This is a genomic window from Natronorubrum sulfidifaciens JCM 14089, assembly GCF_000337735.1.
Taxonomy (GTDB): domain Archaea; phylum Halobacteriota; class Halobacteria; order Halobacteriales; family Natrialbaceae; genus Natronorubrum; species Natronorubrum sulfidifaciens.
This window is the reverse complement of sequence record NZ_AOHX01000028.1, coordinates 1-21,223: the sequence shown is the minus strand read 5'-3', so window position 1 is coordinate 21,223 and position 21,223 is coordinate 1. Positions and strand designations below refer to the sequence as shown.

Here is a 21,223-nt window from a genome sequence, read left to right as displayed (position 1 = left end):
GATGTGTATAAGAGACAGCACCTGCTCGCAACCGCGGAGTCGATCGCCGACGACGCCGGCACCACCTTTCCACCCGCACCCGACTGTCTCGGCGACCCCGTGGCGTCGCTGTCGGAGCAGGCGCTCGAGGACCACGCAACCGATCGAGCGACGTCGGCGACGGATCACTGACGGTTCACCCCGGATCGAGGTGGGGTATACCACCCCACGCCCGGTGGCGAATCGAAACTCATAAAGTTAACTCGCGACAACGAGAAGATGCGCGCCTGGGTAGCTTAGCGGTAAAGCGCGTCCTTGGTAAGGACGAGAGCCCGGGTTCAAATCCCGGCCTAGGCTTCTTTCATTTCACAACGATACTCGAGAGAGACCACCCACTGGTCTACCGATTTTCGAGACCGGGTCACGTCTCGAGAGCGGAGCGTCGACGACGGTGCGATTCGACTGTCGACCGCCGTCCTCACAGTCAGCCAGCCGATTACGTGACGTACAGCGAGCGTGCGATAATCACGAAGCCGACGAGCATAAGTAGACTCTCGAGGAGGATGCCCGTCATCAACGAGACCTCGAGGAGTTCATAGAGGAAGCCGGCAAGCACCAGCCCGAGCGTGACGAGCCCGAACCCGACGGCGAGCAGGCCGAGCGCGCGCTGTCGGGTCCGACGGTAGGCTTTGTACGCGAAAAACGTGATCAGGCTCCCCACGAGCAGGATAAGCGTCTTGACGACTGCGAGCAAAATCGCAACTGGCAGCCCTGTATCGTGGAAGCTCATACTGGTTCGTAGTTCGAAATCACAAACAGGGCCCAAGTACCTTGTGTTCACGACGATTTCAGCCACTGTCTTCTACGACCGGATTGCGCTGGTGTGACCCGTTCTTTTTCGGTGTTGCCGTTCGAAGCCACGACTATGACACGGTTAGTTGAACTCGAGGCCACGGGGCCGCGGAAACTGGACCCCTCGGATCTCGACGACGAGAAGGGAGATATCGCGGTCTGTCAGTGCGGACTCTCGGAATCGTTCCCGTTTTGCGATGGGAGTCACCAACAGACCGACGGCGAGGAGTCGGAGACGACGTACGTGTATGAAAACGGCGAGCGGTCGGTCGTCGACCGTGTCGTCACCGACGAGTGAGATCGACCGGCCACTGATACGGGCCGTCGGGAGTCATTTCTGATGGGGCCGCGACCGCTCTTGCGGTCCCACTAGGAAACCGTTACAACGAACCGTCTGACTGGGCTGTCCGGACGACACTCACCACGTTTCGATCCGTCCCTCACGGACGTCTTCGGCACAGCCCTCACAGTCCGGATGGCCGTCCTCGAAACAGGCCGGCCGATACTGGTCGTCGAGCATCGCCGCCCGCTGTTCGGCGTAGCGCCGACAGACGATTTTCGCCCGTCCCTCCTCGTCCGACGGGAGGCTGCGGGCGTTTTTCGCCGTTTCGTACGCCTCACGAGCCTCCCCGAGTTGCTCGGTCGTCGAGCCGCGGACCTGTTCGTACTGCTCGCCAGCCTCCTGCAGTTTCGAGCGAAGGAACCGCTCGAGTCGACGACGATCCGCCATTACCCGTCTGTTCGAACGCCGACACCATAGTCCCGTCGGCGTTCACTTTCGCTCCGGTGGCGGCAGTTTAAATATGATCGGGAGCGAACCAGCGTATGCCTCCCAGTGAAACGAAAGAGGAGGCGTGACACAATGAGCGACGTACGACAGCACGCGGACGAGATACACGACCAGTTTTCAGACCATATCGACGTTGCCGTCGAGGACGTCGAGGAGCGCCTGCGCACGCTCGTCGACGAGTACAAGGTGCCCATGGACGAGGCCCGACGGAGCGTCACGAACCACTACCTCGAGGCAGCCGACCTCGAGCGCGAGGACATCTCGCGCGGCGGGAGCGAGGCCGCAAACGTCGAGGACGTCGACGAACCCGAGCAGTGGATCGACCTCACCGCGAAGGTAATCGAACTTTGGGACCCCCGCAGCGATTCCGTCGCACAGGTCGGCCTGCTGGGCGACCCGACGGGGACGATCAAGTTCACCAAGTGGGCCAAATCCGAGCTGCCGACGCTCGAGGAAGGCGGCGTCTACGAACTCCAGAACGTCGTCACCGACGAGTATCAGGGCCGGTACTCGGTCAAACTCAACTCGACGACGGTGATCGAAGAACTCGAGGAGGACCTCGAGGTCGGCAACGACACGAGCGAGATCGAAGGCGCACTCGTCGACATGCAAAGCGGCAGCGGCCTCATCAAGCGCTGTCCCGAGGACGACTGCACGCGCGTCCTCCAGAACGGCCGCTGTAACGAACACGGCGAGGTCGAAGGCGAGTTCGATCTCCGAATCAAGGCCGTCGTCGACGACGGGCTCGACGCCCACGAGGTCATCTTCGATAAGGAAGCCACCGAGGACCTGACGGGCCTGAGCCTGGAGGAGGCCAAGGATATGGCGATGGACGCGCTCGATACGACCGTCGTCGCCGACGAGATCATGGACGACATCGTCGGCACCTACTACCGAATCGAGGGGCCGACGTTCGGCCGGTACGTGCTGGCCGACGACGTCGCTGAACTCGACGGGCCAGCCGATCCAGAACAGTTGCTGATCAAAGCGAGGTCGATGTAACATGAGCCAGGCAGAACTCACCCGCGAAGTCGCCCGCCGCGTCTTCGCCTCCGAATTCAACGACTCGACGTACACCTTCAAAGAAAGCGACGACGAGCGCGCGCCTAACTACGCGCTGCTCCCGACTGGCGACCGCGCAAACCGCGTGTTCATCGTCGGCACCCTGACCGAGACCGAAGACGTCGGCGACGACAGCGAGTACTGGCGCGGTCGCGTCGTTGATCCGACGGGGACCTTTTTCGTCTACGCCGGCCAGTATCAGCCCGAGGCCGCCTCCGCCCTTCGCGATACGGAGCCACCAGCGTACGTCGCCATCGTCGGCAAACCACGAACCTACGAGACCGACGACGGCACAGTCAACGTCTCCGTCCGACCCGAGTCGATTGCGGTCGTCGACGACGCAACCCGCGACCGCTGGGTCGTCGAAACCGCCGAGCGAACGCTCGACCGAATCGAGGCCTACGAGGAATGGGAAGCCGAACAGGAAGCCCCGGAAAGCGCCTCGACGGCACCCACAAACGAGTACGCCCAGATGGCTCGTGAGCGATACGACTCGCCAGTCATCAACTACCGCAACGACGTCGTCGCCGCCCTCGAGAGTCTCGAGACCGTCGAGCGCGACGACACCGAAGCGACGGTCTGAAACCGGTCGGCTCCCGGTTCCGTTCTTTTTCACATTGGAGACGACTCGAGCGGTTCGGCTCAGCTGTCGATAACGGCCTCGAGCATCCCGTCGACGCCGTCGAATCCGTCGTCGATAACCTCGTGGCCCGCGTTGGGATCGCAGCGCTCGTCGACCGATGCGCCCGCTCGGTCGAAGACACGACACGTCGCAGCGATGCGTTCGCGGTCGACGTGTGGGTCAGCCCCGCCGGAGGCCACGAGCACCGGCGTCCCTTCGAGCGAGCCGTCGACCATCGTTGCCTCGAGTTCGTCATTCGAACCGGGTAGCGTTCCTGAGAGGACGGCAAGCCCGCCGTAGCGGGTGGGCCGTCGACGAACGAACTCGGCGGCGACGCAGGCCCCCTGCGAGAAGCCGCCGATGACGGTTCGTTCGGGCGGGATATCGATTGCCCGGGCGGCCTCGAGGGCGGCCCCGACGCAGTCGACGCTCGAGGAAAGCCACGGCTCGTTGGCTGCCCGTGGTGCGCTCGCCCGACGTGGATACCAGCGGCTTCGCTCGGCCTGCGGAGCGAGGACGGCGACGCCGTGGCGAGTGACTGGCTTCATGAGGTTGATCACGCCCTGCGCCGTTGCGCCGCGGCCGTGACAGACGATGAACGCGGCAGCCGCAGCCAGCGCGGGCGCACCAGCCGTCACCAACGGCTGACCGGCGTGCGGGCCCGAGACGGCGTCCATGAAGCGATCGGAGCCAGTCATCGGTCGCGCGTGTGGGCCGTTGGCACCGTCAGCGTCGGGAGTTGGCTCTCGATCAGGTCGCGGTCGCGCTCGAACCAGTCGGGGAGGTACAGCGACTCGCCGGGTTGCCCGTCGACGCCACTCGCAGCGACGCCGTCGGTGTCAGTCGCCAGTTCGAAAAGCACGCCGCCCGGTTCGCGGACGTACAGCGAATGGAAGACGTGGCGATCCTTGACCCGCGAGACGTCGTAGCCACGGTCGTCGAACAGTTCGCGCCACTTGTGGAGGTCGTCCTCGCACTCGACGCGCACCGCGACGTGGTGGATCGTCCCGTGTCCCTCGCGGCCGAAGTCGGCGTCGCGCTCGAGGATATCGACGACCGCCGCTCGGGTCCCCGACGATCGGTACCGAATCCGATCCCCCTGTTCGGCTTCGTGCTCGAAGCCCAGCGTCTCGAGCGTGCTCGCCGTCGCATAGGGGTTGACCGACAGCACCGACACGCCGTGGAGTCCGTGGATCGCCCGCTCCGTCGGCACCGGGCCGTCCGTCCACGGTTCGATTCCAGTGGACGGGACGGTGCTCGACGAGTCGACCACGAGTTCGAGGCGCGTTCCGACGGGATCTTCCAATCGTAGACAGCGGTCGCCGAATCGCTCGCGTGGCCCATCGACTGCGATGTCGTGCTGGTCGAGCCGTGTGTGCCAGTACTCGAGAGAGTCGTTCGGAACGACGAACGCAACCGATTCGACCTGTGGCGGTCCCACGCGACCGACGTCGCCGTGGGGGTCGGGAAACAGTGTCAGAACCGTTCCGGGCGTCCCGGCCGCGTCGCCGAAGTAGAGGTGGTGTTGCAGGATGTCCTCGAAGTTGACCGTCTGCGTGACAAGCCGGAGGCCGAGGACGCCCGTGTAGAAATCAATCGCCGCTTGTGCGTCTCCGACGATTCCAGTTACGTGGTGGATTCCCGGCGTGTCAGTGAGCATAGTTGACATTGGTGGGTGATGTTTTTAACACTAACAGACGAACGTGTCGTATGGTTTCAGTTTCCACCAGTGTAGTCGTTGTTACCGGTGGCGCGTCGGGAATGGGTCGATCAATGGCACTCGAGTTCGCCGATAACGGAGCATCCGTCGTTGTCGTCGACGTCGATGAGGACGGGCTCGACGAACTCACGAGCGAAATTACGGCCGACGGTGGCGAGGCAACCGGCGTCGTCGGCGATGTCTCCGATCCGGACAGCGTCGAGGCCGTCGTCGAACGAGCGATCGAAGAGTACGGCACGATCGATGTGCTCTGTAACAACGCGGGTATCCTCGACGATTACGCCCCAACCGGAGAGACCTCCGAAGAACTGTGGGATCGGGTCCTGGACATCAACCTCAAGGGTGTCTTTCTGTTCACGAAAGCGGCGCTGCCGGCACTTCTCGAGGGCGAGGACGAAGGTGTCGTCATCAACACGGCTTCGATCGCCGGCAAGGTCGCTGGCGGTGGCGGTGCCGCCTACACCTCCTCGAAACACGGCGTGATCGGGTTCACAAAGCAACTCTCACACGACTATGGCCCCGAGATTCGCGCAAACGCTGTCTGCCCAGGCTTCATTGAGACCGGGATGACTGAATCGCTAATCGACGAGACACCCGACGAGGTCCAAGAACTCGTCGACGGAACGCCAGCTGGGCGCTACGCCCGCCCGGAGGAGGTCGCACAGGTCGTTGCCTTCCTTGCAAGCGACGAGGCGTCGTTCATGCACGGCACTGCCGTCGACGTCGACGGTGGCTGGCTCGTCGATTGACTGCCGGTCACCGCCGCTGTGTCCGTCCAGATAGCACAGTCCAGTCTGACGAACGGTTAAGTGCGATGATGGCTAACGTAGCGAGCAATGGGCAACAAGAACAAGACAATCTCGTTTCGCGTAAACGAGGACGCGTTCGAGGCGCTCCAAGAGATCGCCGCCGAACGCGACATCTCGTTGTCCGCGGTGTTTCGGGACTACGTCGACTTGCTCGTCGACCACGACGGCCAGGTCGCCGTCGTCCCCGAGGACGACCTCAAGTCGAACGCGGGGGAGGGCGACGACGGCCACTCGTTTCCGCCGACCGTTGAAGTCCCAAAACGGTTCATCCGCGAACACGAGCGCCTCGAACTCGAGGCCGACCATCTCCGCGAACAGCTCGACGAGTACAAAGCCTACGTCAACGAGTTACAGGATCGACTCGAGGAAGAAGAAGACGAAGTGCTGTTGCTCGATGAGTTAGACGGCGACGATGACCGCTATCAGTTGCGATAGCGACTATCTCGCGAGGTTCTGTTTTGCCCGGTGGATCTCGTCGTATTTTTCATCTGCACCCTCGACGCGGGCGAGCGCTTCGGCTGCCTCGAGCGTCCGAACGCCGTTGTCGAGAAACGAGAGCACGTCGCCGGAGTAGGCATACACCATGTAGTCGTCGGTCATCACGTCGACGATCGCGTCCGGCCCCAGCCCCTGTGCACGCAACTCGAGGAGATACTGGATAAACTTCCGCTCGGGGCAGCCACAGTAGGGGTTGTTGTCACAGTCGCAGTCGAGAAAGTCCTGTGCGAAATCGAGCACCCGATCGCGAGTCGCCTCGTCGAGTTTCTCGAGTCCGGCACCCTGAAAGAGGATATCAAGCGTCGCGCCTTTGAACGCCCCCTTTGGGATGTTGGTCTCGAGCTGGGAGCTGAGCTGGCGGTGGTTTTTGACGTAGATTTTGTCGGTGATAGCCACGCGTTGATGGCCGTAGCGCCCGTAGGGCGAAAAACGTCCCGGTCACGCCCGGCCACAGCTGTGCCTCGTCCTCTCGCGGTACGAACACGCATACACTCGTGCGCGAGTCGTAACGTATTTCAGGCCAACCGCTCCTATCTTGTCTTGCAAGCGTGTCCGGGTTAGGGTAGTGGACTATCCTTCAGCCTTGTGGAGGCTGAGACGCGGGTTCGATTCTCGCACCCGGACCTTCTGCGGCGAACAAATTCGTGAGCCACAGGAATCCGTCGAGATCGAACCAGCGAGTGAAGCGAGCAACGCGAGCGGAACGACCGTGGTTCGAGTCTCGCACTCGGTTGAGTTTCGGTACGTCGCCCTCGAGTCCCGACTCATAACGACTCTTCAAGGAATCCCGTTACACGATCCACGAAGTACGCCGGCCGCTCCTCGGGAATCCAGTGTCCGGCACGCTCGACGACCTCGCCGTCGACATCGGTTGCGACCGCGTTCATATCGTCGATCGGGCGGTCGCGAAACGAGGCCGCCCCGCCGAGTGCGAGCACGGGCATCTCGAGAGGGTCCTCGGCGTGGGCGGCGTTGTTCGCAGCATCCTCGTCGTAAGCGCGATAGTACTCGAAGCCGCCACAGAGTCCGCCGGCCTGCGTATAACAGCGGACGTACTCGTCGCGGGCTGTATCGTCGATCGCAGTGGGATCGTACGCGCCTTTCTTGTAGAACCACGAGAGATACAGCCGTTCACGCCCGGCGACGAGTCGTTCGGGGAGATCTGGCACACTGTGAAAGCGCGTGTGCCAAAGCCGGCGTTTGTCCGCCTCGTTGACATCCGGAATGCCCGCCTCGAGAACACAAAGTGCGGCCACCTCACCGCGGTACTGTGCTGCGTAGGCGTACGCCGTCGCCATCCCCCAGTCGTGGCCCACGAGCGAGATTTGCTCGTCGGCAAACCCGAGTTCGGAGACGAGTGCACGGATATCCGTTTCGACGGTGTCTTTGTCGTAGCCCGACGTGGGAACCGACGAGTCGCCCAATCCGCGGAGATCCGGCGCGATAACGGTGTAATCGGTCGCGAGATCGGGGATGACCTTGCGCCACTCGTACCACGTCTGTGGCCAGCCGTGCAACAGAACCAGCGGCGGTCCCGCTCCGGCAGTCACGTAGTGTAGCTTGACGCCGTTGACACGCGCGAGGCCGTGTTCGATGTTCTCCGATTTCGCAGGAATGTGCACATATCACACATACACACGACACTAGTTCACTCTTCGGCTGCGGTCGTCATCCGTGTGACCGATTCGGCCACCTCGAGCGAGTGCGGTTCGGACAACACCCATTACCACACCACCCGTACGATCGCACGATGCCAGCCACGGACGGCCCGTTCGAGTGTGACAGCTGTGGGACCACGGTGGCGTTCGAAGACGCCCGCCGCACGAAGACAATGGGTGGATTAGATCCGACGAAGTGGCAGACGCTCTGCTGTCCGAACTGTGGCACGCGGCTGCAGACGGTTTACGTCGGCGACTGATCGCAGCTGTCTGTCTCGGCCATGCGCTGTCTCTCGTTTCGCTTTCGACCATCAACCCATTCACAACTCGTTTGTCGGTGGACTGCCGGGAGTGTCGGGGTTCGGACGCGCTACCGACGATACAAAACCGCTCAGCCAGGTTCCTGATGCTCGAAACGTTGCTCGCAGTAGAAATACCGCCTCCCGGATTTGAACTTCCGAAAGGCTCGCCGTCGCTCGCCTTTCGACTTCCCGCTCGCTCTGCTCGCGGGAACGGGGACAGCTCCTTCTTCAGTCGATTCCGACAGCTTCTCGAGTGTCAATCGCGTGGAAAAGGGATGCCGCCTCCCGGATTTGAACCGGGGACAGCTCGATCTTCAGTCGAGTGCTCTCCCAGTCTGAGCTAAGGCGGCGCATCTCAATATCTGTCGATGATATAAAAAAGGATTTCGAATCGGCGGCGCATCGTGTATGGTTACCACTGACTTACTCGAGTCCGGCCAGTCTCCCCCGATTAGGAACAGCAATCCACAGTAACGCAATGGATACACTCGCGTATACCAACCGTTGATTATCGTCTGTTGGATTTTTAGATATTCAAGACACCCTTTTCCGGTCTGGCGAGTAATATCGTGTTATGGCAGCACTTACCTCAGATCGGGACGTGCAAAAGCTCTCTGCAGACACCATCCTCGAGTTACTGGCAAACCGGCGACGGCGATACCTTCTCTATGCGCTTCGCGGACGGGACGATCCGATCGAACTGTCGACATTGGCCGAACAGGTCGCCGGTTGGGAACTCGACGTTCCACCGGACGAGGTCGCGAAAAACGAGTACAAGAGCGTTTACGTCTCGTCTGTCCAGTGTCACGTGCCGAAGTTGGCCGATGCAGGCGTTGTCGACCACAACGAGGACAACCACACCGTCGTCCTCTCGGATAACTTCACGCAGTTCGAGCCCTATCTCCGGGTCGTCGTCAAGGACGAACCGGAGAACTCGACGCTGCATGCCGCCCTCGAAACAGAATCCGGCGACGGACTGCTCGGCCAGATCCGGGAGAACGTCGCGCGCCTCAAACACTAACGACGGCGAGCGATCAGCGACGATCTGGATGTGACTGCAGAACGAGAGCGGTTTTGATAGGGATGGCTCTCCGGCATCCGTTGCTGGCGAGGCGGAAATCTCGTGATACCGTTGTCGACACTGACACAGCCACCGATTTCGGTGCTTCAGTGGCTCCGTAACTATTCAGGAATCCCTCGAGGAGAGCACATGAGCCGTCTGCTCAACACTCGAGACCGCACGTCGTTTCGGCCAGCACCAGTTCCGGAAGAATGGCACCCGCATTCGAACGCCGGTATCGTCGGCGTCCGAATCGCGACAATGGAGGACGACCGACCATCCACATCGGAGTGGATCTGGTCGTCACAGTGGTTGGACCTCACCGCCAAGCGGTAGTCGGTTGCTGACCTGACGATTCGTCACGGTTTCGCCGTTTACACCTGCTGCTCGCGGGTTTGCTTGCCGCAAGAAGTGGGCTCGGGCGGGTTCGAACCACACCGAGACGTGCTCACTCCGCTGCGCGCGTCTCGTTTAACTCGAACCGCCGCTCGCATCACGATGCTGCTGCTCGCGATTTGCTCGCAGCAGTAGTAGTGGGCTCGGGCGGGTTCGAACCACCGACCTCGGCCTTGTAAAGGCCGCGTCATGACCAGCTAGACCACGAGCCCGTATTCGACAGGAGTCACCCCGTCCGAATAACCTTTACTTTCTCGCGCTGGAAGAATCGGTATGGCTCTCGAGCGCGTCTGGTCGGTGCTGATTGCCGTTCTCGCCGTTTCACTGATCGGCCTGCTCGTCTTGCAGCTTGGGATCGTGACGCCACCATGGGCGGAATCCCAAGCCGATGTGCAAGTGTTCGATGGCGACACCGGTGACGAGTTGGCTGCCCTCGACGTCGAAGTCGCCGACACGCCGTCCGAGCGCTACACCGGCCTGAGCGACCACGAATCGCTCGATGACGGCACGGGAATGCTGTTCGTCCACTCGAGCGAGGATGAGCGAACGTACGTCATGCGGGAGATGGACTTCGACATCGACATCATCTTCATCGGCGCTGACGGTGAGATCACGTCGATCGAACACGCCCGCGCGCCCGAACCGGGCGAGGACGGCAACGACCTCCAGTATACTGGGCAGGCGAAATGGGTCCTCGAGGTGCCACGCGGCTACGCCGACGACACCGGCATGGACGCCGGCGATGAGGTCGTTATCGACTACGAGTGACGCGCCGCCGATCCGAGATCGTTGCTCCCTCGCAAACCCTTATCCGCAGCGACACCCGAGGCGCATGTAATGCAGGATGTCGACTGGGAGAAAGACGACCCGTTCGAGGATCAGCGAGACCGGGTCGAGAGTCCGATGCGTCGGCTGCTCTTCGAGTACGGCCGTCCGTACTGGATACCCGTCACCGTCGGACTGATCTCGAGTGTGTTCGCGCGGGCGCTCGATCTACTGCCAGCGCTTATGCTCGCGGTTGCGATCGACGCCATCTTCGGCGATGCCGTCTTCGCCGATCAGGTGCCACTCGTCCTCCTGCCGGAGGCGTGGCTCCCGGCGACCGCGAGCGGACAGTTCTGGCTCGTCGCCATCGCCATCGCGGCCTCGTTTGCCTTCGGCGCGCTTTTTCACTGGCTTCGAAACTGGGGCTTTAACGCCTTTTCACAGGAGATCCAACACGACGTTCGGACCGCGACCTACGACAAGATGCAGCGACTCGACATGGAGTTTTTCGCCTCCAAGCAGACCGGCGAGATGATGTCGGTGCTCTCGAACGACGTCAACCAACTCGAGCGATTTCTCAACGAGGGCATGAACTCGGCGACGCGACTGATCGTGATGGTCGTCGGGATCTCAGGGCTGTTGTTTTGGCTCAACCCACAGCTGGCACTGGTCTCGCTCGCCCCCGTTCCGTTTATCGCGGGGTTCACCTACGTGTTCGTCAAGAAGATCCAGCCGAAATACGCCGCGGTCCGTTCCTCAGTGGGGAACGTGAACTCCCGACTCGAGAACAATCTCGGTGGGATCAGTGTGATCAAATCCTCGAACACGGAAGCGTACGAATCAGACCGTGTCGAGGACGTTTCTCGGAAGTACTACGACACGAACTGGGAGGCGATCTGGCTTCGCATTCGGTTTTTCCCCGCCCTCCAGTTGATCTCGGGGGTCGGCTTCGTCCTCACGTTCGCCGTCGGTGGCTACTGGATCTTCACCGGCAGCGGCCCGGGACCGTTTACGGGCACCCTCCAGACCGGGACGTTCGTCGCCTTCATCCTCTACACCCAGCAACTCGTCTGGCCGATGGCCCAGTTCGGGCAGGTCATCAACATGTACCAGCGTGCAGCCGCCTCGAGCGAACGTATCTTCGGTCTGATGGACGAAGATGGACGGATCGAACGCGACGACGGCGCCAACGCACTCGAGGTCACCGAGGGTGCTGTCGAGTACGACGACGTGAGCTTTACGTACGAGACGTACAGTGGCGCACAGACGGCCTCGGAGCGCGACGACTCGAGTGGCGGCTCACAGGACGATCACGAGGACAGGATCATCGACCGCATTTCCTTCGACGTTGACGGCGGTGAGACCGTCGCGCTCGTCGGCCCGACGGGGGCCGGCAAATCGACCGTGCTCAAACTCTTGCTTCGGCTGTACGATGTCGACGAGGGTGCGATCCGGGTCGACGGACAGGACGTTCGCGACGTCTCGCTCTCGAGTCTCCGCCAGTCGATGGGCTACGTCGGCCAGGAGTCGTTTCTCTTCTATGGAACCGTCGAGGAGAACATCACCTACGGCACGTTCGATGCGAGCCGCGAGGAGATCGTCGCGGCCGCCAAAGCGGCGGAGGCCCACGAGTTTATCCAGAACCTCCCCGAGGGCTACGATACGATGGTCGGCGAACGCGGCGTCAAACTTTCCGGCGGCCAGCGCCAGCGCGTCGCCATCGCCCGTGCGGTGCTCAAAGACCCCGATATCCTCGTCCTCGACGAGGCCACCAGTGACGTCGACACTGAGACCGAGATGCTCATTCAGCGCTCGATTGACGACCTGACCGAGGATCGGACCACGTTCGCCATTGCCCACCGGCTCTCGACGATCAAAGACGCCGATCAGATCCTCGTCCTCGAGGACGGCCAGATCGTCGAACGCGGCAGCCACACGCAGTTGCTCGAGAACGATGGGCTCTACTCCCACCTCTGGGGTGTTCAAGCCGGCGAGATCGACGAACTGCCACAGGAGTTCATCGAACGTGCCCAGCGCCGTCAGGCGAGGACGGAAGTCGAAACCGACGACTGACAGCTAAAACGACTCCTGTTCGCGCTGTCCCTCTTGGTCCGGCGCACCCTCGTCTTGGCGGTCCTCGCCCATCGCGGGCGGCGTTCGGTCGCTGTAGTTTTTCCGCCCGATCGCGTCGTCGCTGACCATGTTCATGATTGCCTGTTTGATCTCGTCTGCCGACTCGTACTCGTCTTCGTTTAGCGGCTCGAGCAGTTCCTCGAGGGTCGCTGTCTCGTCACCCATTTCGATCTCCTTGTCGCCGTGCTGATCGAACAGTTCGGCTTCGCTCATCGGATACTCCGCGCTCTTGAGGTCGTCACCCAGGCCGCCGAGTTCGACGCCGAGTTCGCGACTATCGTCACTCATACTCGAGGGGTCGACGAGACGGCGGAAACCGGTTGGCCCTGCGTTCGCCATCGGGAGCGACCGGATGGCATCGACAACGCCGCCCCTCTCCTGATCGACGGTCATGAAACGATGATAGCGAGTGCGACTGCAAGCGCTCCAATCGCAGCAGCCGGACCGACTGCAGCCACGCTCCCGTCAAGCGCAGCGAGTCCGACGAGCAGTCCGATTGACACCGTCGCCGACCCGGTGTGATATGTCAGCCGCGACAGTGAGAACGGGCGAAGCCGCCGATGGCCGAATGCCCAGACAGCAAGCCCACCGGCAGCGAGTGCTGCATACGTCACTGACCGGCCCGCAGCGCCACTGATGGCTATCGAGACGAGCGCAAACCCAAGTGCCAGTGTGAAGACAGTCGTGACTCGATCGAACGGCGAGCGCCCGAGGAACCACACCATCGCTATGAGATAGATACCGCCGACAGCGATTCCAGCGACGATATCGCCTGGGTAGTGGACGGCGAGGACGACTCGAGAGAGACTGACTGCGAGGACGATGACGCCCGCAACGGCGAACCGAACGCGCCGTGTTCCAGTTCGAACTGTCAGTGCCAGCAGGCCGTAGGCGACCGTTGCCCCAAGCGCGTGCCCACTCGGAAAGCCGTAGCCGCCGAGCGTTACCGTAGCGACGTAGGTCGACTCGAGCGCTGGTGGTACCGCACTAGGAGTTGCTGCGACGAGTTCCGGCCGGGGCAACGCAAAACTGTATTTGAGTGCCGTCATGACTGCCAGTCCGCCGACGACGACGCCGACCATCCAGACTGCAGGCGGCGGTTCGGATGTGTTCGTCACACCGTGTTGCGATGGACTGGCTTCGCCAGTGGATCGTCGCCACGTGAGCAGCCACGAAGCCGCGATTGTTATCGAAATGACGACCCAGACATCGCCAAGACGCGTGACGAGCGCAGCCAAGAGCAAGAGCCACTCGGGCATCGATCCGTGAAGCGTCTCGAGGAGATCGCCACCGCGATACATACCACTCAGTCCGACAGACGAGGCTATAGCAGCCGGAGTGGCATCTGCAAGCCCTCGAGAGACGTGCCCTGCCCGATGCAGTCACCGAGGGTTTCATGCCCACGCCGCGGGAGTATGTCCGCATGAATCTCACCGATGCAACGTGGACGGATATCCGCGACCTCGAGACCGACCTCGCCGTCGTTCCCGTCGGCAGCACGGAACAACACGGCCCGCACGCGCCGCTTGGCACGGACGTCCTGACTGCCGAAGCGGTCGCCGACGCCGGCCTCGAGCGCTTTGACAGCGAGGTCGTCCGCGCCCCGGCGATTCCGGTCGGCATCGCCGAGGAGCACCGCCAGTTCCCCGGGACGATGTGGGTTTCCCCGGAGACGTTTCGAAGCTACGTCCGCGAGGCCATCGAGAGCCTCGCTTCCCACGGGCTCGAGCGCGTTGTCATCGTCAACGGCCACGGCGGCAACGTCGACGCCGTTCGAGAGATCGGCGCGACGGTTACGCGAGCCGGAAACGCCTATGTCGTCCCCTTTACCTGGTTCGAGGCCGTCGGCGACCACTCAGCCGACATGGGCCACGGTGGCCCACTCGAGACCGCGTTGCTTCGCCACTGCGAGCCCGACCTCGTCCGCGAAGATCGGATCGACGAAGCGAGCGCTGGCGGTGCTGAACGCTGGGGTGAGTGGGTAAGCCACACGAACCTGGCCTACGATTCGGCCGAGTTTACCGACAACGGCGTCGTCGGCGATCCGAGCGCGGGCGACGAAACGCGGGGCGAAGAACTGCTCGAGTTGGCCGGGGACGAACTGGCTCGGCTGCTCGAGGCCGTCGCCGAGCGCGACATCTCACGGCCCGACCGTCGGTAACGGGGTGTTGACGGACGATAGGCATGCCCGTCGGAAATGGACGACGCGACTGTCCCTGTTACTCCTCGTCTTCTTCGGCGTCCGCATCGGCTTCGTCCGTCTCGTCGATGTCCTGTAACGTCCCGCGAAGCGCTGGGATCGTCGACGTGAGTTCACCGACCTGTTCGCCCGCCTCGGAGAGGTCTTCGATCGCGGCCTCGAGGTCGGCGATTTCGTCCTCTAAATCCTCGGCATCCTCGAAGGCATCCGCGCGCTGGCCCATCGTGAACCACTTTTTGGCGTCACGCAGATGATCTTCGGCGTCACCGGCATTCAGCGCGGAGTTCAACCCGTTGAGCACGCCGAGCACGTTGTCGGCATCGGTCTCCCAGATGGCGTCGGCAGCCGGGAGCGCCCCCCAGGCCTCCTCGAGGGAGGATTCGACGTCCTCACGCATCTCGTTGGCCGCTTCACCGAACAGTTCCTCGTCGTCGCCGAGTGTCGCTTGACTCATACGTGTCCTTTCATCGGGACTGTGTTTAAAAGGTAGCCCGAAAGTGAAAGTGAAATGCGGGAAGAGAGGCGCGATCTCGACGGGACGGCAGATCGATTTCGAAAGGGATGACCTGTCTCTGTCACCGAGTTCACAGTGTACTCACTCACGGTCACGGAACGTATCGTACGGAATCGAGATCGCTGCGATGAGCACCGCGAGAGCGAGAACAACCGCCGTTACGAAAGTTGTGTGATCCGCTGAGACGTGTACCGCCACGGCGACGACTGCGAGGACGAGAGCGATGAGCAACCCCAACTGGTTGCGGTCAGTTCGCAGAGACGGCGAACTCGAGGTCGTCATCTGGAACTCCTCGGGGTCGTGCCATGGCCGTTCTGTGTCGTCGTCCGGTGGGTCGTCCGACCGGCTGTCACTCATCGTACCTCGACATCATGTATGGAGAGATATAACTTCTGTCGAGGAACGCGCGTTCCGATCCGCTGAGAGGGGGACTGTTGTCCCAATTTCCCGCCGATCGCCGATCCGTGGCTGGTAATCGGCGGTCACTGACGACAGCAATCCCTATCAAACCTCGACGCTAGCAGTCGCTGTCGCGAACGGAGACAACCCGCATCAACGGATAGCCGTCCTCCATCTCCATTCTGGTCAGGACCTCCATTCCTTCGTAGTCGACGACGATTTCGACCTCGAGAAATCGGCCCGTCAGTTCGGTGTACTCTGCCGTCGACTCGGCCAACTCGGCCTCGAGTGCGTCAGTTTGGACGGTGACGGTCACGTCGGTACAGTGGGGCTGGTTCTCGATTGCCTCTTCCATCGCTGCCTCGAGACTGGATGCACTTGACGGTGAGAGCGGTGTGCCGGCGAACTGGTGGTACAGCGTGCCAAACTTGATGCCGGCCTCGAAGCAGGCGGCCTCGGCGTCGGAGGGGGTCGTGTCAGTCGACATGTGTGAGATCTCACGTGCCGTCGGCAAGTCGATTCCGATCCGAGCAGTGGCTCGTGCGACCACCAACCACGCCAGCGCGGAATCGCACGTTACTTATCGACGGTACGCCTCACATCGAACGAATGGCACAGTCAGTCCTGCTTACTGGGGCTGCGGGTCGAGTCGGGACAGCCATCCTTGGCGGCCTCGCAGACGAACACGAGTGGCGTTTACTGGATCGTGATCCGCCGACGGACGATCATCCGGGCGAGTTCGTCGTCGCAGACATCACCGACGAGGAGGCCGTCCGCGAGGCGATGGACGGCATCGATGTCGTCCTCCATCTCGCGGGCGATCCCCGAAAGACCGCCCCGTGGGAGAGCGTTCTGACGAACAACATCGACGGCACCCAGACCGTCTACGAGGCCGCTGTCGACGCCGGCGTCGAAAAGGTCGCCTTCGCCTCTTCGAACCACGCCGTCGGCGCGTTCGAGACCGAAGCACGTACCCCCGAGATGTATCGGGCGGACGACGACTACCTGCTCGACGGGACGGAACTTCCGCGGCCCGGCAACCTCTACGGTGTCTCGAAGGTCACTGGCGAGTCACTCGGTCGCTACTACCACGACGAGTACGGCATTTCGGTCGTCAACGTCCGAATCGGAAACCTCACGGAAGGACACCCACCGATCGACTACGAGCGCGGGCAAGCGATGTGGCTCTCTTATCGAGACTGTGCACACCTGTTCGATCGCTGCATTCGCGCCGACTACGATTACGAAATCGTCTACGGCATCTCCGACAACGACCGCAAATACTACTCGATCGAGCGTGCCCGTGAGGCACTTGGCTACGACCCACAGGACAACTCCGCTCACCACGACTGACAGTCGCTGGGGCTATTCGAGGATCACTCTTCTCGAGCCAACGCTATTCGGATTCTTACCCAATGGGTTGTCTCCGGCTACGAGCACCCAGTCCTCATACTGTCGGACAGAACGATTCAAAAGTGATGGCCGTGAATTCGCTGCCGATTTCTCACTGACTGCTGTCCGACAGTATCAGAACAAGCCCTCGACGTCTTCTTCTCGCGCCTGCCGACGGCTGGCGTGGTTGCACAGCCGTTGGTAGATGATTTCACGGTGTGTCTCATCGCGGACGAAATCGAACAGCAACGTAATGAATCGGCTGCCGTCGTTGCCGGCTTCCAGATCCTGTTCGGCGTATCGCCGAGCCTGTTCGATCGGTTCCTGGTCGAATCCCAGTTCGTTGGCGAGAATCGGGGCTACGATCGCCGTCGGTCCGAACTCGAGCGTTGACAGCGTCGGGACCTCGTCGTCGTGTGTGAGCCGAACGGGCGGTCGGCGCTCGAGACACTCCGGGTCCGTTGCCAACTCCGACAGAAACGCTCGGATAGCTGGGAGTGAAACGTCGCGATACGTCGGGGGAAGCACCGCAAGATACTCGAGGGCGCTGTCCGCCACTCCGACGGCACCGTCCCAGTTTCGCTCGCAAGCGTGAAAAACAGCGGCTGTACTCTGAATCAACCCGTGGAGCAGTCGCTCGTCGTCAGTGTCGGCCTCGAGGTCAAGCCAGTGGTCCTCCCAAGCATTGTGGGCGGCGTGGTAGTAGCCCGCGTTGTAGAGTGCGGCCCCTGCTCGGAGCTGATCGCGCATACTCTGCGTTGGAACTCGAGCTTCGAGAGACTGTCGGACAGCGACTGATCGCAATTCCTGGACGTCCTGAGACACTCGAACTCGAGCGGTACCCGCTCCACTCGGGTGTCTCGATAGTTCCGCGACTCATTATGAGACGATCTTCGAAAACCGTGGTCGCCGGATACCTACCGCCTCCGGCGGGGGCGGACAGACAACTGTGGAAGGGGGAGAACAGCGACTCCCTGACCGGTTACTGGCCGCCACCGGTCGCGGGCGGTACTCGAGTCGAACCCGGACAGCCCCATTATTATGCAGTGGCTTCTACTGTTCTGTCCAGCGGTAGCAATACATAACCAACTGCCGACCGGACAGTAACAGTGTCCTACTGAACACACATCCAGCTGCGGAGTCGATTACTGTGTCGGTGACGCGTCGAACCCCTCCTCCCAGCGGAACTGACCGTTTCGCTGGATGACCTCGCCATCGACCTCGAGTCGCGATGCCTCGCTGACGTCGGTGATCAAGTCGACGTGAACGGCCGACTCGTTTCCGGTCTCCCCTTCGGGCAGATTCGCATCGTAGGCTCGTCCGAGCGCGAGGTGAACCGTCTCCCCCATCTTCTCATCGAAGAGAATGTTGTCGGTGTAGCGGTCGATTCCGCGGTTCATCCCAATCCCGAGTTCACCAAGTCGGCGCGCACCGTCGTCAGTGTCGATGATTTCAGCGATCACGTCTTCTCCCTGCTCAGCGTCGTACTCGACGACCTCGCCAGCGTCGAACTCGAGGCGAACGTTCCGGACCGATTCGCCGTGGATCGTCATTGGAACGTCGAACAGCACCTCGCCGTCGGTCGCATACGGTGCGGTAAACACCTCGCCGCTGGGGAGGTTATGCGAGTCGTAAGCGACCGAGGCCGCGCTGTTGACTGCCGTCCGTCCGTCGATTCGCATGGTGAGATCGGTCCCACTCGAGACGAGTCGGACTTCGGACCCGTCATCGAGTTCCGCTTTCAATCGGGCCATCTCGTCCGCCAGTGACTCCCAATCCCGGAGAATCGCATCGTACGCGAACTCCTGATAGGCCTCGTAGGACATGTTGGCCTGCTGAGCGAGTGATCGCGTTGGATGGACCGTCGACACCCAGCGTGTTCCAAGCCGCGTGTCACGGATTGTCGCCCGTGCGCTGTTGTACGCCTGTCGAGTCTCGCTGGAGATATCGGCTGTTGCACTCGTGTTTCGGCCACCTCCAATCGAGAGGTAGACATCCGCGTGCTCGACCAGGGCGAGTTCGTGAGCCGGGTTCTCGTCGAACTCACCGTCATGAGCCTGAAGGTACGCGCGCGTGATTTCGCCGGAACTGTAGGTCGCAAGCAGGTTCGCACCCCGTTCACCGAGACGTTCGGCGACCGCAACAGCGAGCTCGTGGGCATCGACACCCACTGCAAGCACGACGTTGTCGCCCGTTTCGACGCGAGCGCTCCAGTCGACCAGTACCTCGGCGTGTTCGCGAACGCGTTCGTCCATACTCACCACTCTCGCGGGCAGTTATTAAACGCCGCCCGTTCATCGACAATAGACTGTTACCGACCGTCTGTTGCCCGTCCACAGCAACAGTGACTGGACCACACACACATCGAATTGTGGCCACCCTGAGAGTGCACCGACACGATTGACAGCAGTCCGTCTCGCCGGACGCGAACCAACGGGGTACAAAACTGTTCCGACACCGCAACCGGTACGGTCACGAACTCTGCGTTGGTTGCACACACTGTTTCCATCACACGTCCTGCTCGAGTCGTGCTGGCTGTACGGACTCTGCTCGTGAACAGGTTATTTTATGAAATCAACAAGCGTCACACAGGACTCAGTCGAACCCGAAATCAGCCAGAAACCGATCGCAACAGTCACTTCTCACGGTTATGAGAACGATCTACTCACGAGACTGATTTTTCTGAAACGCGAATTTCGAGGCTCGAAAAGCGAATTCTCTGCCGTTTCAATCAAGTGTGTGTCTGACTCTCGAGAGGACGAGTATAACACAACTGTTATCCGTGGCGGGGCACACTCTTTGATTGCAATGGCGAAAGGAAACGTTGATTTCTTCAACGACACAGGCGGCTACGGTTTCATTGAGACGGACGACGCAGACGATGACGTTTTCTTCCACATGGAAGACGTTGGCGGTCCGGACCTCGAAGAAGGTACAGAGATCGAATTCGACATCGAACAGGCCCCTAAGGGCCCCCGCGCCACCAACGTCACCCGCCTGTAATACGGCTTTCTACGTTCGGTAACGGGTTTCACATTCAACTATTCATTCTTCAAACACTACTTTCGAAAGCGACAGCGTTACGCTGACTCGCCTCCGAGTGACAACGCTACCAGTGCGAGTTCGCCATCGAACCGTCATCTCACTCCGACCGTAGTAGCATCTTCTTACCGATCTCGAACCGGCTGGCCATGATCTGGCTCGTTATTAGTCTCTCAAAACGGTCGCGAGACCGTTGATACGAGTGCGATAACAAATAGTCGGTTAGTTGGTGTATCCATGTGGTTACAACATGGACGATCTGACCGGGTTTCAACGCGATCTTTTGTACGTGATCGCCGGCGCCGACCAGCCGTCTGGCCAAGATGTGAAAGACGAAATCGAACAGTATTACAACAGTGAGATCAATCACGGCAGATTGTATCCCAATCTCGATACGCTCGTCAACAAAACACTTGTCGAAAAAGGACAACTCGACCGGCGAACGAACTACTACGCCATCAGTGACCGCGGCCTCGAGCAGATCGAAGCACGAAGGGCGTGGGAGCAACAGTATCTCGACTCTAGTACCACCTAAACCGGGTTCCACCCGATCGTCGGGCCATCGTGCGAGCGGGCATGCACTGGCGGGCAGTGGCCACGATAGTTACAGACACTATCTCACGGTACCACCCGACACGCCCACACCACTGTAGCATACGCGACCAGCCATCGCAGTCTCCACTCGTCTCGACCAGCCCACCGTCGCTCGAGCACTGTGCCTGTGACTCCGATGTTGTAGCCGGATCTGCTGCCGATCGAGACATGCACATTCCGTCGGACAACTGTATAGAAGCCGCTGCTCTCGAGTTGAAATAACGAATGAATGGAAGCGGCGAAACGGATTTCCCAGAGGCTCGCGCACTCCAGTACTCGCCGTAACGCAGGCGAGCTTATCTTCCGTGTTCGGGATGGGTACGGGAGGGACCTCGCCGCTCTGGCCGCTGTAATGCCGACCGGCGGAATCGAACCGCCGTCAGACCACTGTCGGTCGCGGATGAAGTATGAATGAAGGCGGCGAAACGGATTTCCC

At 61.1% G+C, this 21,223-nt stretch carries 27 protein-coding genes, 4 tRNA genes and 1 rRNA gene; 16 read left to right on the top strand and 16 right to left on the bottom strand.

Going from position 1 to position 21,223, the window contains the following annotated elements; all coding sequences use genetic code 11:
* Positions 1–264 precede the first annotated feature (264 nt).
* A tRNA-Thr gene (locus tag C495_RS05625) sits at positions 265–336 on the top strand.
* A 139-nt stretch (positions 337–475) separates the two neighbouring features.
* Here the strand turns inward: C495_RS05625 and C495_RS05620 are convergent.
* Positions 476–769, bottom strand: a complete 294-nt coding sequence (locus C495_RS05620; protein ID WP_008160832.1) for a DUF7521 family protein — start codon at positions 767–769, stop codon at positions 476–478.
* Positions 770–904: 135 nt separating this feature from the next.
* On the opposite strand from C495_RS05620, the gene C495_RS05615 reads away from it, so the two are divergent.
* Positions 905–1,129: a CDGSH iron-sulfur domain-containing protein gene (locus C495_RS05615; RefSeq protein WP_008160831.1), complete on the top strand. Its 225-nt coding sequence runs from the start codon at positions 905–907 to the stop codon at positions 1,127–1,129.
* Positions 1,130–1,249: 120 nt separating this feature from the next.
* On the opposite strand, the gene C495_RS05610 is transcribed toward C495_RS05615, so the two are convergent.
* Positions 1,250–1,561 (bottom strand): DUF7091 family protein, encoded by a 312-nt coding sequence (locus tag C495_RS05610; protein WP_008160829.1) that lies wholly within the window; start codon positions 1,559–1,561, stop codon positions 1,250–1,252.
* Between the two features lie 132 nt (positions 1,562–1,693).
* On the opposite strand from C495_RS05610, the gene C495_RS05605 reads away from it, so the two are divergent.
* Positions 1,694–2,623, top strand: a complete 930-nt coding sequence (locus tag C495_RS05605; RefSeq protein ID WP_008160827.1) for a hypothetical protein — start codon at positions 1,694–1,696, stop codon at positions 2,621–2,623.
* Between the two features lies 1 nt (position 2,624).
* On the top strand, positions 2,625–3,266 hold the full coding sequence (locus tag C495_RS05600; RefSeq protein WP_008160826.1) for an RPA family protein: 642 nt from the start codon (positions 2,625–2,627) through the stop codon (positions 3,264–3,266).
* A 59-nt stretch (positions 3,267–3,325) separates the two neighbouring features.
* Here C495_RS05600 and C495_RS05595 read toward each other — a convergent pair whose 3' ends face one another.
* A complete protein-coding gene (locus tag C495_RS05595) occupies positions 3,326–4,003 on the bottom strand; it encodes an alpha/beta hydrolase (protein ID WP_008160824.1) in 678 nt (225 codons plus the stop codon).
* Positions 4,000–4,965, bottom strand: coding sequence for a VOC family protein (locus C495_RS05590; RefSeq protein ID WP_008160822.1), 966 nt, complete (start codon positions 4,963–4,965; stop codon positions 4,000–4,002). Before C495_RS05590 ends, C495_RS05595 begins: the two co-directional genes overlap by 4 nt.
* A gap of 50 nt (positions 4,966–5,015) precedes the next feature.
* Here C495_RS05590 and C495_RS05585 point away from each other — a divergent pair, with 50 nt between their 5' ends.
* Together C495_RS05585 and C495_RS05580 are read left to right on the top strand one after the other, a co-directional pair.
* On the top strand, positions 5,016–5,774 hold the full coding sequence (locus C495_RS05585) for an SDR family NAD(P)-dependent oxidoreductase (protein ID WP_083902449.1): 759 nt from the start codon (positions 5,016–5,018) through the stop codon (positions 5,772–5,774).
* An 87-nt stretch (positions 5,775–5,861) separates the two neighbouring features.
* Positions 5,862–6,269 carry a ribbon-helix-helix protein, CopG family gene (locus C495_RS05580; RefSeq protein ID WP_008160819.1) on the top strand — a complete coding sequence of 136 codons (408 nt, stop codon included), beginning with the start codon at positions 5,862–5,864 and terminating at the stop codon, positions 6,267–6,269.
* Positions 6,270–6,272: 3 nt separating this feature from the next.
* On the opposite strand, the gene C495_RS05575 is transcribed toward C495_RS05580, so the two are convergent.
* Positions 6,273–6,728: a DUF5814 domain-containing protein gene (locus C495_RS05575; RefSeq protein ID WP_008160818.1), complete on the bottom strand. Its 456-nt coding sequence runs from the start codon at positions 6,726–6,728 to the stop codon at positions 6,273–6,275.
* Positions 6,729–6,883: 155 nt separating this feature from the next.
* Here C495_RS05575 and C495_RS05570 point away from each other — a divergent pair.
* Positions 6,884–6,956 (top strand) — tRNA-His (locus C495_RS05570).
* A 140-nt stretch (positions 6,957–7,096) separates the two neighbouring features.
* Here the strand turns inward: C495_RS05570 and C495_RS05565 are convergent.
* Positions 7,097–7,954 carry an alpha/beta fold hydrolase gene (locus C495_RS05565; RefSeq protein WP_008160816.1) on the bottom strand — a complete coding sequence of 286 codons (858 nt, stop codon included), beginning with the start codon at positions 7,952–7,954 and terminating at the stop codon, positions 7,097–7,099.
* Positions 7,955–8,082: 128 nt separating this feature from the next.
* On the opposite strand from C495_RS05565, the gene C495_RS18045 reads away from it, so the two are divergent.
* Complete coding sequence (locus tag C495_RS18045) at positions 8,083–8,250, top strand: hypothetical protein (RefSeq protein ID WP_008160814.1); 168 nt, start codon at positions 8,083–8,085, stop codon at positions 8,248–8,250.
* A 318-nt stretch (positions 8,251–8,568) separates the two neighbouring features.
* Here C495_RS18045 and C495_RS05560 read toward each other — a convergent pair.
* Positions 8,569–8,642, bottom strand: a tRNA-Phe gene (locus C495_RS05560).
* Positions 8,643–8,866: 224 nt separating this feature from the next.
* Between C495_RS05560 and C495_RS05555 the strand changes: the two genes are divergently transcribed.
* Both C495_RS05555 and C495_RS17930 read left to right on the top strand, forming a co-directional pair.
* Positions 8,867–9,313 carry a DUF7344 domain-containing protein gene (locus C495_RS05555; protein WP_008160812.1) on the top strand — a complete coding sequence of 149 codons (447 nt, stop codon included), beginning with the start codon at positions 8,867–8,869 and terminating at the stop codon, positions 9,311–9,313.
* Between the two features lie 189 nt (positions 9,314–9,502).
* On the top strand, positions 9,503–9,688 hold the full coding sequence (locus C495_RS17930) for a hypothetical protein (protein ID WP_008160811.1): 186 nt from the start codon (positions 9,503–9,505) through the stop codon (positions 9,686–9,688).
* Positions 9,689–9,886: 198 nt separating this feature from the next.
* Here C495_RS17930 and C495_RS05545 read toward each other — a convergent pair.
* Positions 9,887–9,960 (bottom strand) — tRNA-Val (locus C495_RS05545).
* Positions 9,961–10,021: 61 nt separating this feature from the next.
* On the opposite strand from C495_RS05545, the gene C495_RS05540 reads away from it, so the two are divergent.
* Both C495_RS05540 and C495_RS05535 read left to right on the top strand, forming a co-directional pair.
* Positions 10,022–10,516 carry a DUF192 domain-containing protein gene (locus C495_RS05540; RefSeq protein ID WP_008160810.1) on the top strand — a complete coding sequence of 165 codons (495 nt, stop codon included), beginning with the start codon at positions 10,022–10,024 and terminating at the stop codon, positions 10,514–10,516.
* A 69-nt stretch (positions 10,517–10,585) separates the two neighbouring features.
* On the top strand, positions 10,586–12,586 hold the full coding sequence (locus C495_RS05535; RefSeq protein ID WP_008160809.1) for an ABC transporter ATP-binding protein: 2,001 nt from the start codon (positions 10,586–10,588) through the stop codon (positions 12,584–12,586).
* A gap of 3 nt (positions 12,587–12,589) precedes the next feature.
* On the opposite strand, the gene C495_RS05530 is transcribed toward C495_RS05535, so the two are convergent.
* Positions 12,590–12,934: a DUF5789 family protein gene (locus tag C495_RS05530; protein WP_049890168.1), complete on the bottom strand. Its 345-nt coding sequence runs from the start codon at positions 12,932–12,934 to the stop codon at positions 12,590–12,592.
* A 101-nt stretch (positions 12,935–13,035) separates the two neighbouring features.
* Positions 13,036–13,947 (bottom strand): phosphatase PAP2 family protein, encoded by a 912-nt coding sequence (locus C495_RS05525; RefSeq protein WP_008160806.1) that lies wholly within the window; start codon positions 13,945–13,947, stop codon positions 13,036–13,038.
* A gap of 122 nt (positions 13,948–14,069) precedes the next feature.
* On the opposite strand from C495_RS05525, the gene C495_RS05520 reads away from it, so the two are divergent.
* A complete protein-coding gene (locus C495_RS05520) occupies positions 14,070–14,807 on the top strand; it encodes a creatininase family protein (protein ID WP_008160803.1) in 738 nt (245 codons plus the stop codon).
* 58 nt (positions 14,808–14,865) lie between these two features.
* Here the strand turns inward: C495_RS05520 and C495_RS05515 are convergent, their stop codons facing one another.
* From C495_RS05515 to C495_RS05505, 3 genes are all read right to left on the bottom strand, one after another.
* Positions 14,866–15,300 carry a DUF5790 family protein gene (locus C495_RS05515; RefSeq protein ID WP_008160801.1) on the bottom strand — a complete coding sequence of 145 codons (435 nt, stop codon included), beginning with the start codon at positions 15,298–15,300 and terminating at the stop codon, positions 14,866–14,868.
* A gap of 141 nt (positions 15,301–15,441) precedes the next feature.
* On the bottom strand, positions 15,442–15,717 hold the full coding sequence (locus tag C495_RS05510; protein WP_008160799.1) for a hypothetical protein: 276 nt from the start codon (positions 15,715–15,717) through the stop codon (positions 15,442–15,444).
* A 160-nt stretch (positions 15,718–15,877) separates the two neighbouring features.
* Positions 15,878–16,246, bottom strand: coding sequence for a dihydroneopterin aldolase family protein (locus tag C495_RS05505; protein ID WP_083902450.1), 369 nt, complete (start codon positions 16,244–16,246; stop codon positions 15,878–15,880).
* A 122-nt stretch (positions 16,247–16,368) separates the two neighbouring features.
* On the opposite strand from C495_RS05505, the gene azf reads away from it, so the two are divergent.
* A complete protein-coding gene (azf, locus tag C495_RS05500) occupies positions 16,369–17,112 on the top strand; it encodes an NAD-dependent glucose-6-phosphate dehydrogenase Azf (protein WP_008160796.1) in 744 nt (247 codons plus the stop codon).
* 174 nt (positions 17,113–17,286) lie between these two features.
* Here the strand turns inward: azf and C495_RS05495 are convergent, their stop codons facing one another.
* Together C495_RS05495 and C495_RS05490 are read right to left on the bottom strand one after the other, a co-directional pair.
* Positions 17,287–17,901: a DUF309 domain-containing protein gene (locus C495_RS05495; RefSeq protein WP_008160794.1), complete on the bottom strand. Its 615-nt coding sequence runs from the start codon at positions 17,899–17,901 to the stop codon at positions 17,287–17,289.
* A gap of 395 nt (positions 17,902–18,296) precedes the next feature.
* Positions 18,297–19,406, bottom strand: a complete 1,110-nt coding sequence (locus C495_RS05490) for an aminopeptidase (RefSeq protein WP_008160792.1) — start codon at positions 19,404–19,406, stop codon at positions 18,297–18,299.
* Positions 19,407–19,959: 553 nt separating this feature from the next.
* Between C495_RS05490 and C495_RS05485 the strand changes: the two genes are divergently transcribed.
* Positions 19,960–20,154, top strand: a complete 195-nt coding sequence (locus tag C495_RS05485; protein ID WP_006182670.1) for a cold-shock protein — start codon at positions 19,960–19,962, stop codon at positions 20,152–20,154.
* Positions 20,155–20,443: 289 nt separating this feature from the next.
* Entirely contained in the window at positions 20,444–20,728 is a 285-nt protein-coding gene (locus C495_RS05480) for a PadR family transcriptional regulator (protein WP_008160780.1), read from the top strand.
* A 289-nt stretch (positions 20,729–21,017) separates the two neighbouring features.
* Here the strand turns inward: C495_RS05480 and rrf are convergent.
* Positions 21,018–21,139 (bottom strand): 5S ribosomal RNA (gene rrf / locus C495_RS05475).
* Positions 21,140–21,223 lie beyond the last annotated feature (84 nt).

Excerpts from the sequence above, each read along its gene's own strand:
- C495_RS05580 (WP_008160819.1), top strand. The coding sequence starts at position 5,862 with ATGGGCAACAAGAACAAGACAATCTCGTTTCGCGTAAACGAGGACGCG.
- C495_RS05535 (WP_008160809.1), top strand. The coding sequence starts at position 10,586 with ATGCAGGATGTCGACTGGGAGAAAGACGACCCGTTCGAGGATCAGCGA.
- C495_RS05520 (WP_008160803.1), top strand. The coding sequence starts at position 14,070 with ATGAATCTCACCGATGCAACGTGGACGGATATCCGCGACCTCGAGACC.
- C495_RS17930 (WP_008160811.1), top strand. The coding sequence starts at position 9,503 with ATGAGCCGTCTGCTCAACACTCGAGACCGCACGTCGTTTCGGCCAGCA.
- C495_RS05610 (WP_008160829.1), bottom strand. The coding sequence starts at position 1,561 with ATGGCGGATCGTCGTCGACTCGAGCGGTTCCTTCGCTCGAAACTGCAG.
- C495_RS05505 (WP_083902450.1), bottom strand. The coding sequence starts at position 16,246 with ATGTCGACTGACACGACCCCCTCCGACGCCGAGGCCGCCTGCTTCGAG.
- C495_RS05605 (WP_008160827.1), top strand. The coding sequence starts at position 1,694 with ATGAGCGACGTACGACAGCACGCGGACGAGATACACGACCAGTTTTCA.
- C495_RS05540 (WP_008160810.1), top strand. The coding sequence starts at position 10,022 with ATGGCTCTCGAGCGCGTCTGGTCGGTGCTGATTGCCGTTCTCGCCGTT.
- C495_RS05510 (WP_008160799.1), bottom strand. The coding sequence starts at position 15,717 with ATGAGTGACAGCCGGTCGGACGACCCACCGGACGACGACACAGAACGG.
- C495_RS05525 (WP_008160806.1), bottom strand. The coding sequence starts at position 13,947 with ATGTATCGCGGTGGCGATCTCCTCGAGACGCTTCACGGATCGATGCCC.
- C495_RS05600 (WP_008160826.1), top strand. The coding sequence starts at position 2,625 with ATGAGCCAGGCAGAACTCACCCGCGAAGTCGCCCGCCGCGTCTTCGCC.
- C495_RS05615 (WP_008160831.1), top strand. The coding sequence starts at position 905 with ATGACACGGTTAGTTGAACTCGAGGCCACGGGGCCGCGGAAACTGGAC.
- C495_RS05590 (WP_008160822.1), bottom strand. The coding sequence starts at position 4,965 with ATGCTCACTGACACGCCGGGAATCCACCACGTAACTGGAATCGTCGGA.
- C495_RS05480 (WP_008160780.1), top strand. The coding sequence starts at position 20,444 with ATGGACGATCTGACCGGGTTTCAACGCGATCTTTTGTACGTGATCGCC.
- C495_RS05495 (WP_008160794.1), bottom strand. The coding sequence starts at position 17,901 with ATGCGCGATCAGCTCCGAGCAGGGGCCGCACTCTACAACGCGGGCTAC.
- C495_RS05490 (WP_008160792.1), bottom strand. The coding sequence starts at position 19,406 with ATGGACGAACGCGTTCGCGAACACGCCGAGGTACTGGTCGACTGGAGC.
- C495_RS18045 (WP_008160814.1), top strand. The coding sequence starts at position 8,083 with ATGCCAGCCACGGACGGCCCGTTCGAGTGTGACAGCTGTGGGACCACG.
- C495_RS05485 (WP_006182670.1), top strand. The coding sequence starts at position 19,960 with ATGGCGAAAGGAAACGTTGATTTCTTCAACGACACAGGCGGCTACGGT.
- C495_RS05555 (WP_008160812.1), top strand. The coding sequence starts at position 8,867 with ATGGCAGCACTTACCTCAGATCGGGACGTGCAAAAGCTCTCTGCAGAC.
- azf (WP_008160796.1), top strand. The coding sequence starts at position 16,369 with ATGGCACAGTCAGTCCTGCTTACTGGGGCTGCGGGTCGAGTCGGGACA.
- C495_RS05595 (WP_008160824.1), bottom strand. The coding sequence starts at position 4,003 with ATGACTGGCTCCGATCGCTTCATGGACGCCGTCTCGGGCCCGCACGCC.
- C495_RS05530 (WP_049890168.1), bottom strand. The coding sequence starts at position 12,934 with ATGAGTGACGATAGTCGCGAACTCGGCGTCGAACTCGGCGGCCTGGGT.
- C495_RS05620 (WP_008160832.1), bottom strand. The coding sequence starts at position 769 with ATGAGCTTCCACGATACAGGGCTGCCAGTTGCGATTTTGCTCGCAGTC.
- C495_RS05515 (WP_008160801.1), bottom strand. The coding sequence starts at position 15,300 with ATGAGTCAAGCGACACTCGGCGACGACGAGGAACTGTTCGGTGAAGCG.
- C495_RS05585 (WP_083902449.1), top strand. The coding sequence starts at position 5,016 with ATGGTTTCAGTTTCCACCAGTGTAGTCGTTGTTACCGGTGGCGCGTCG.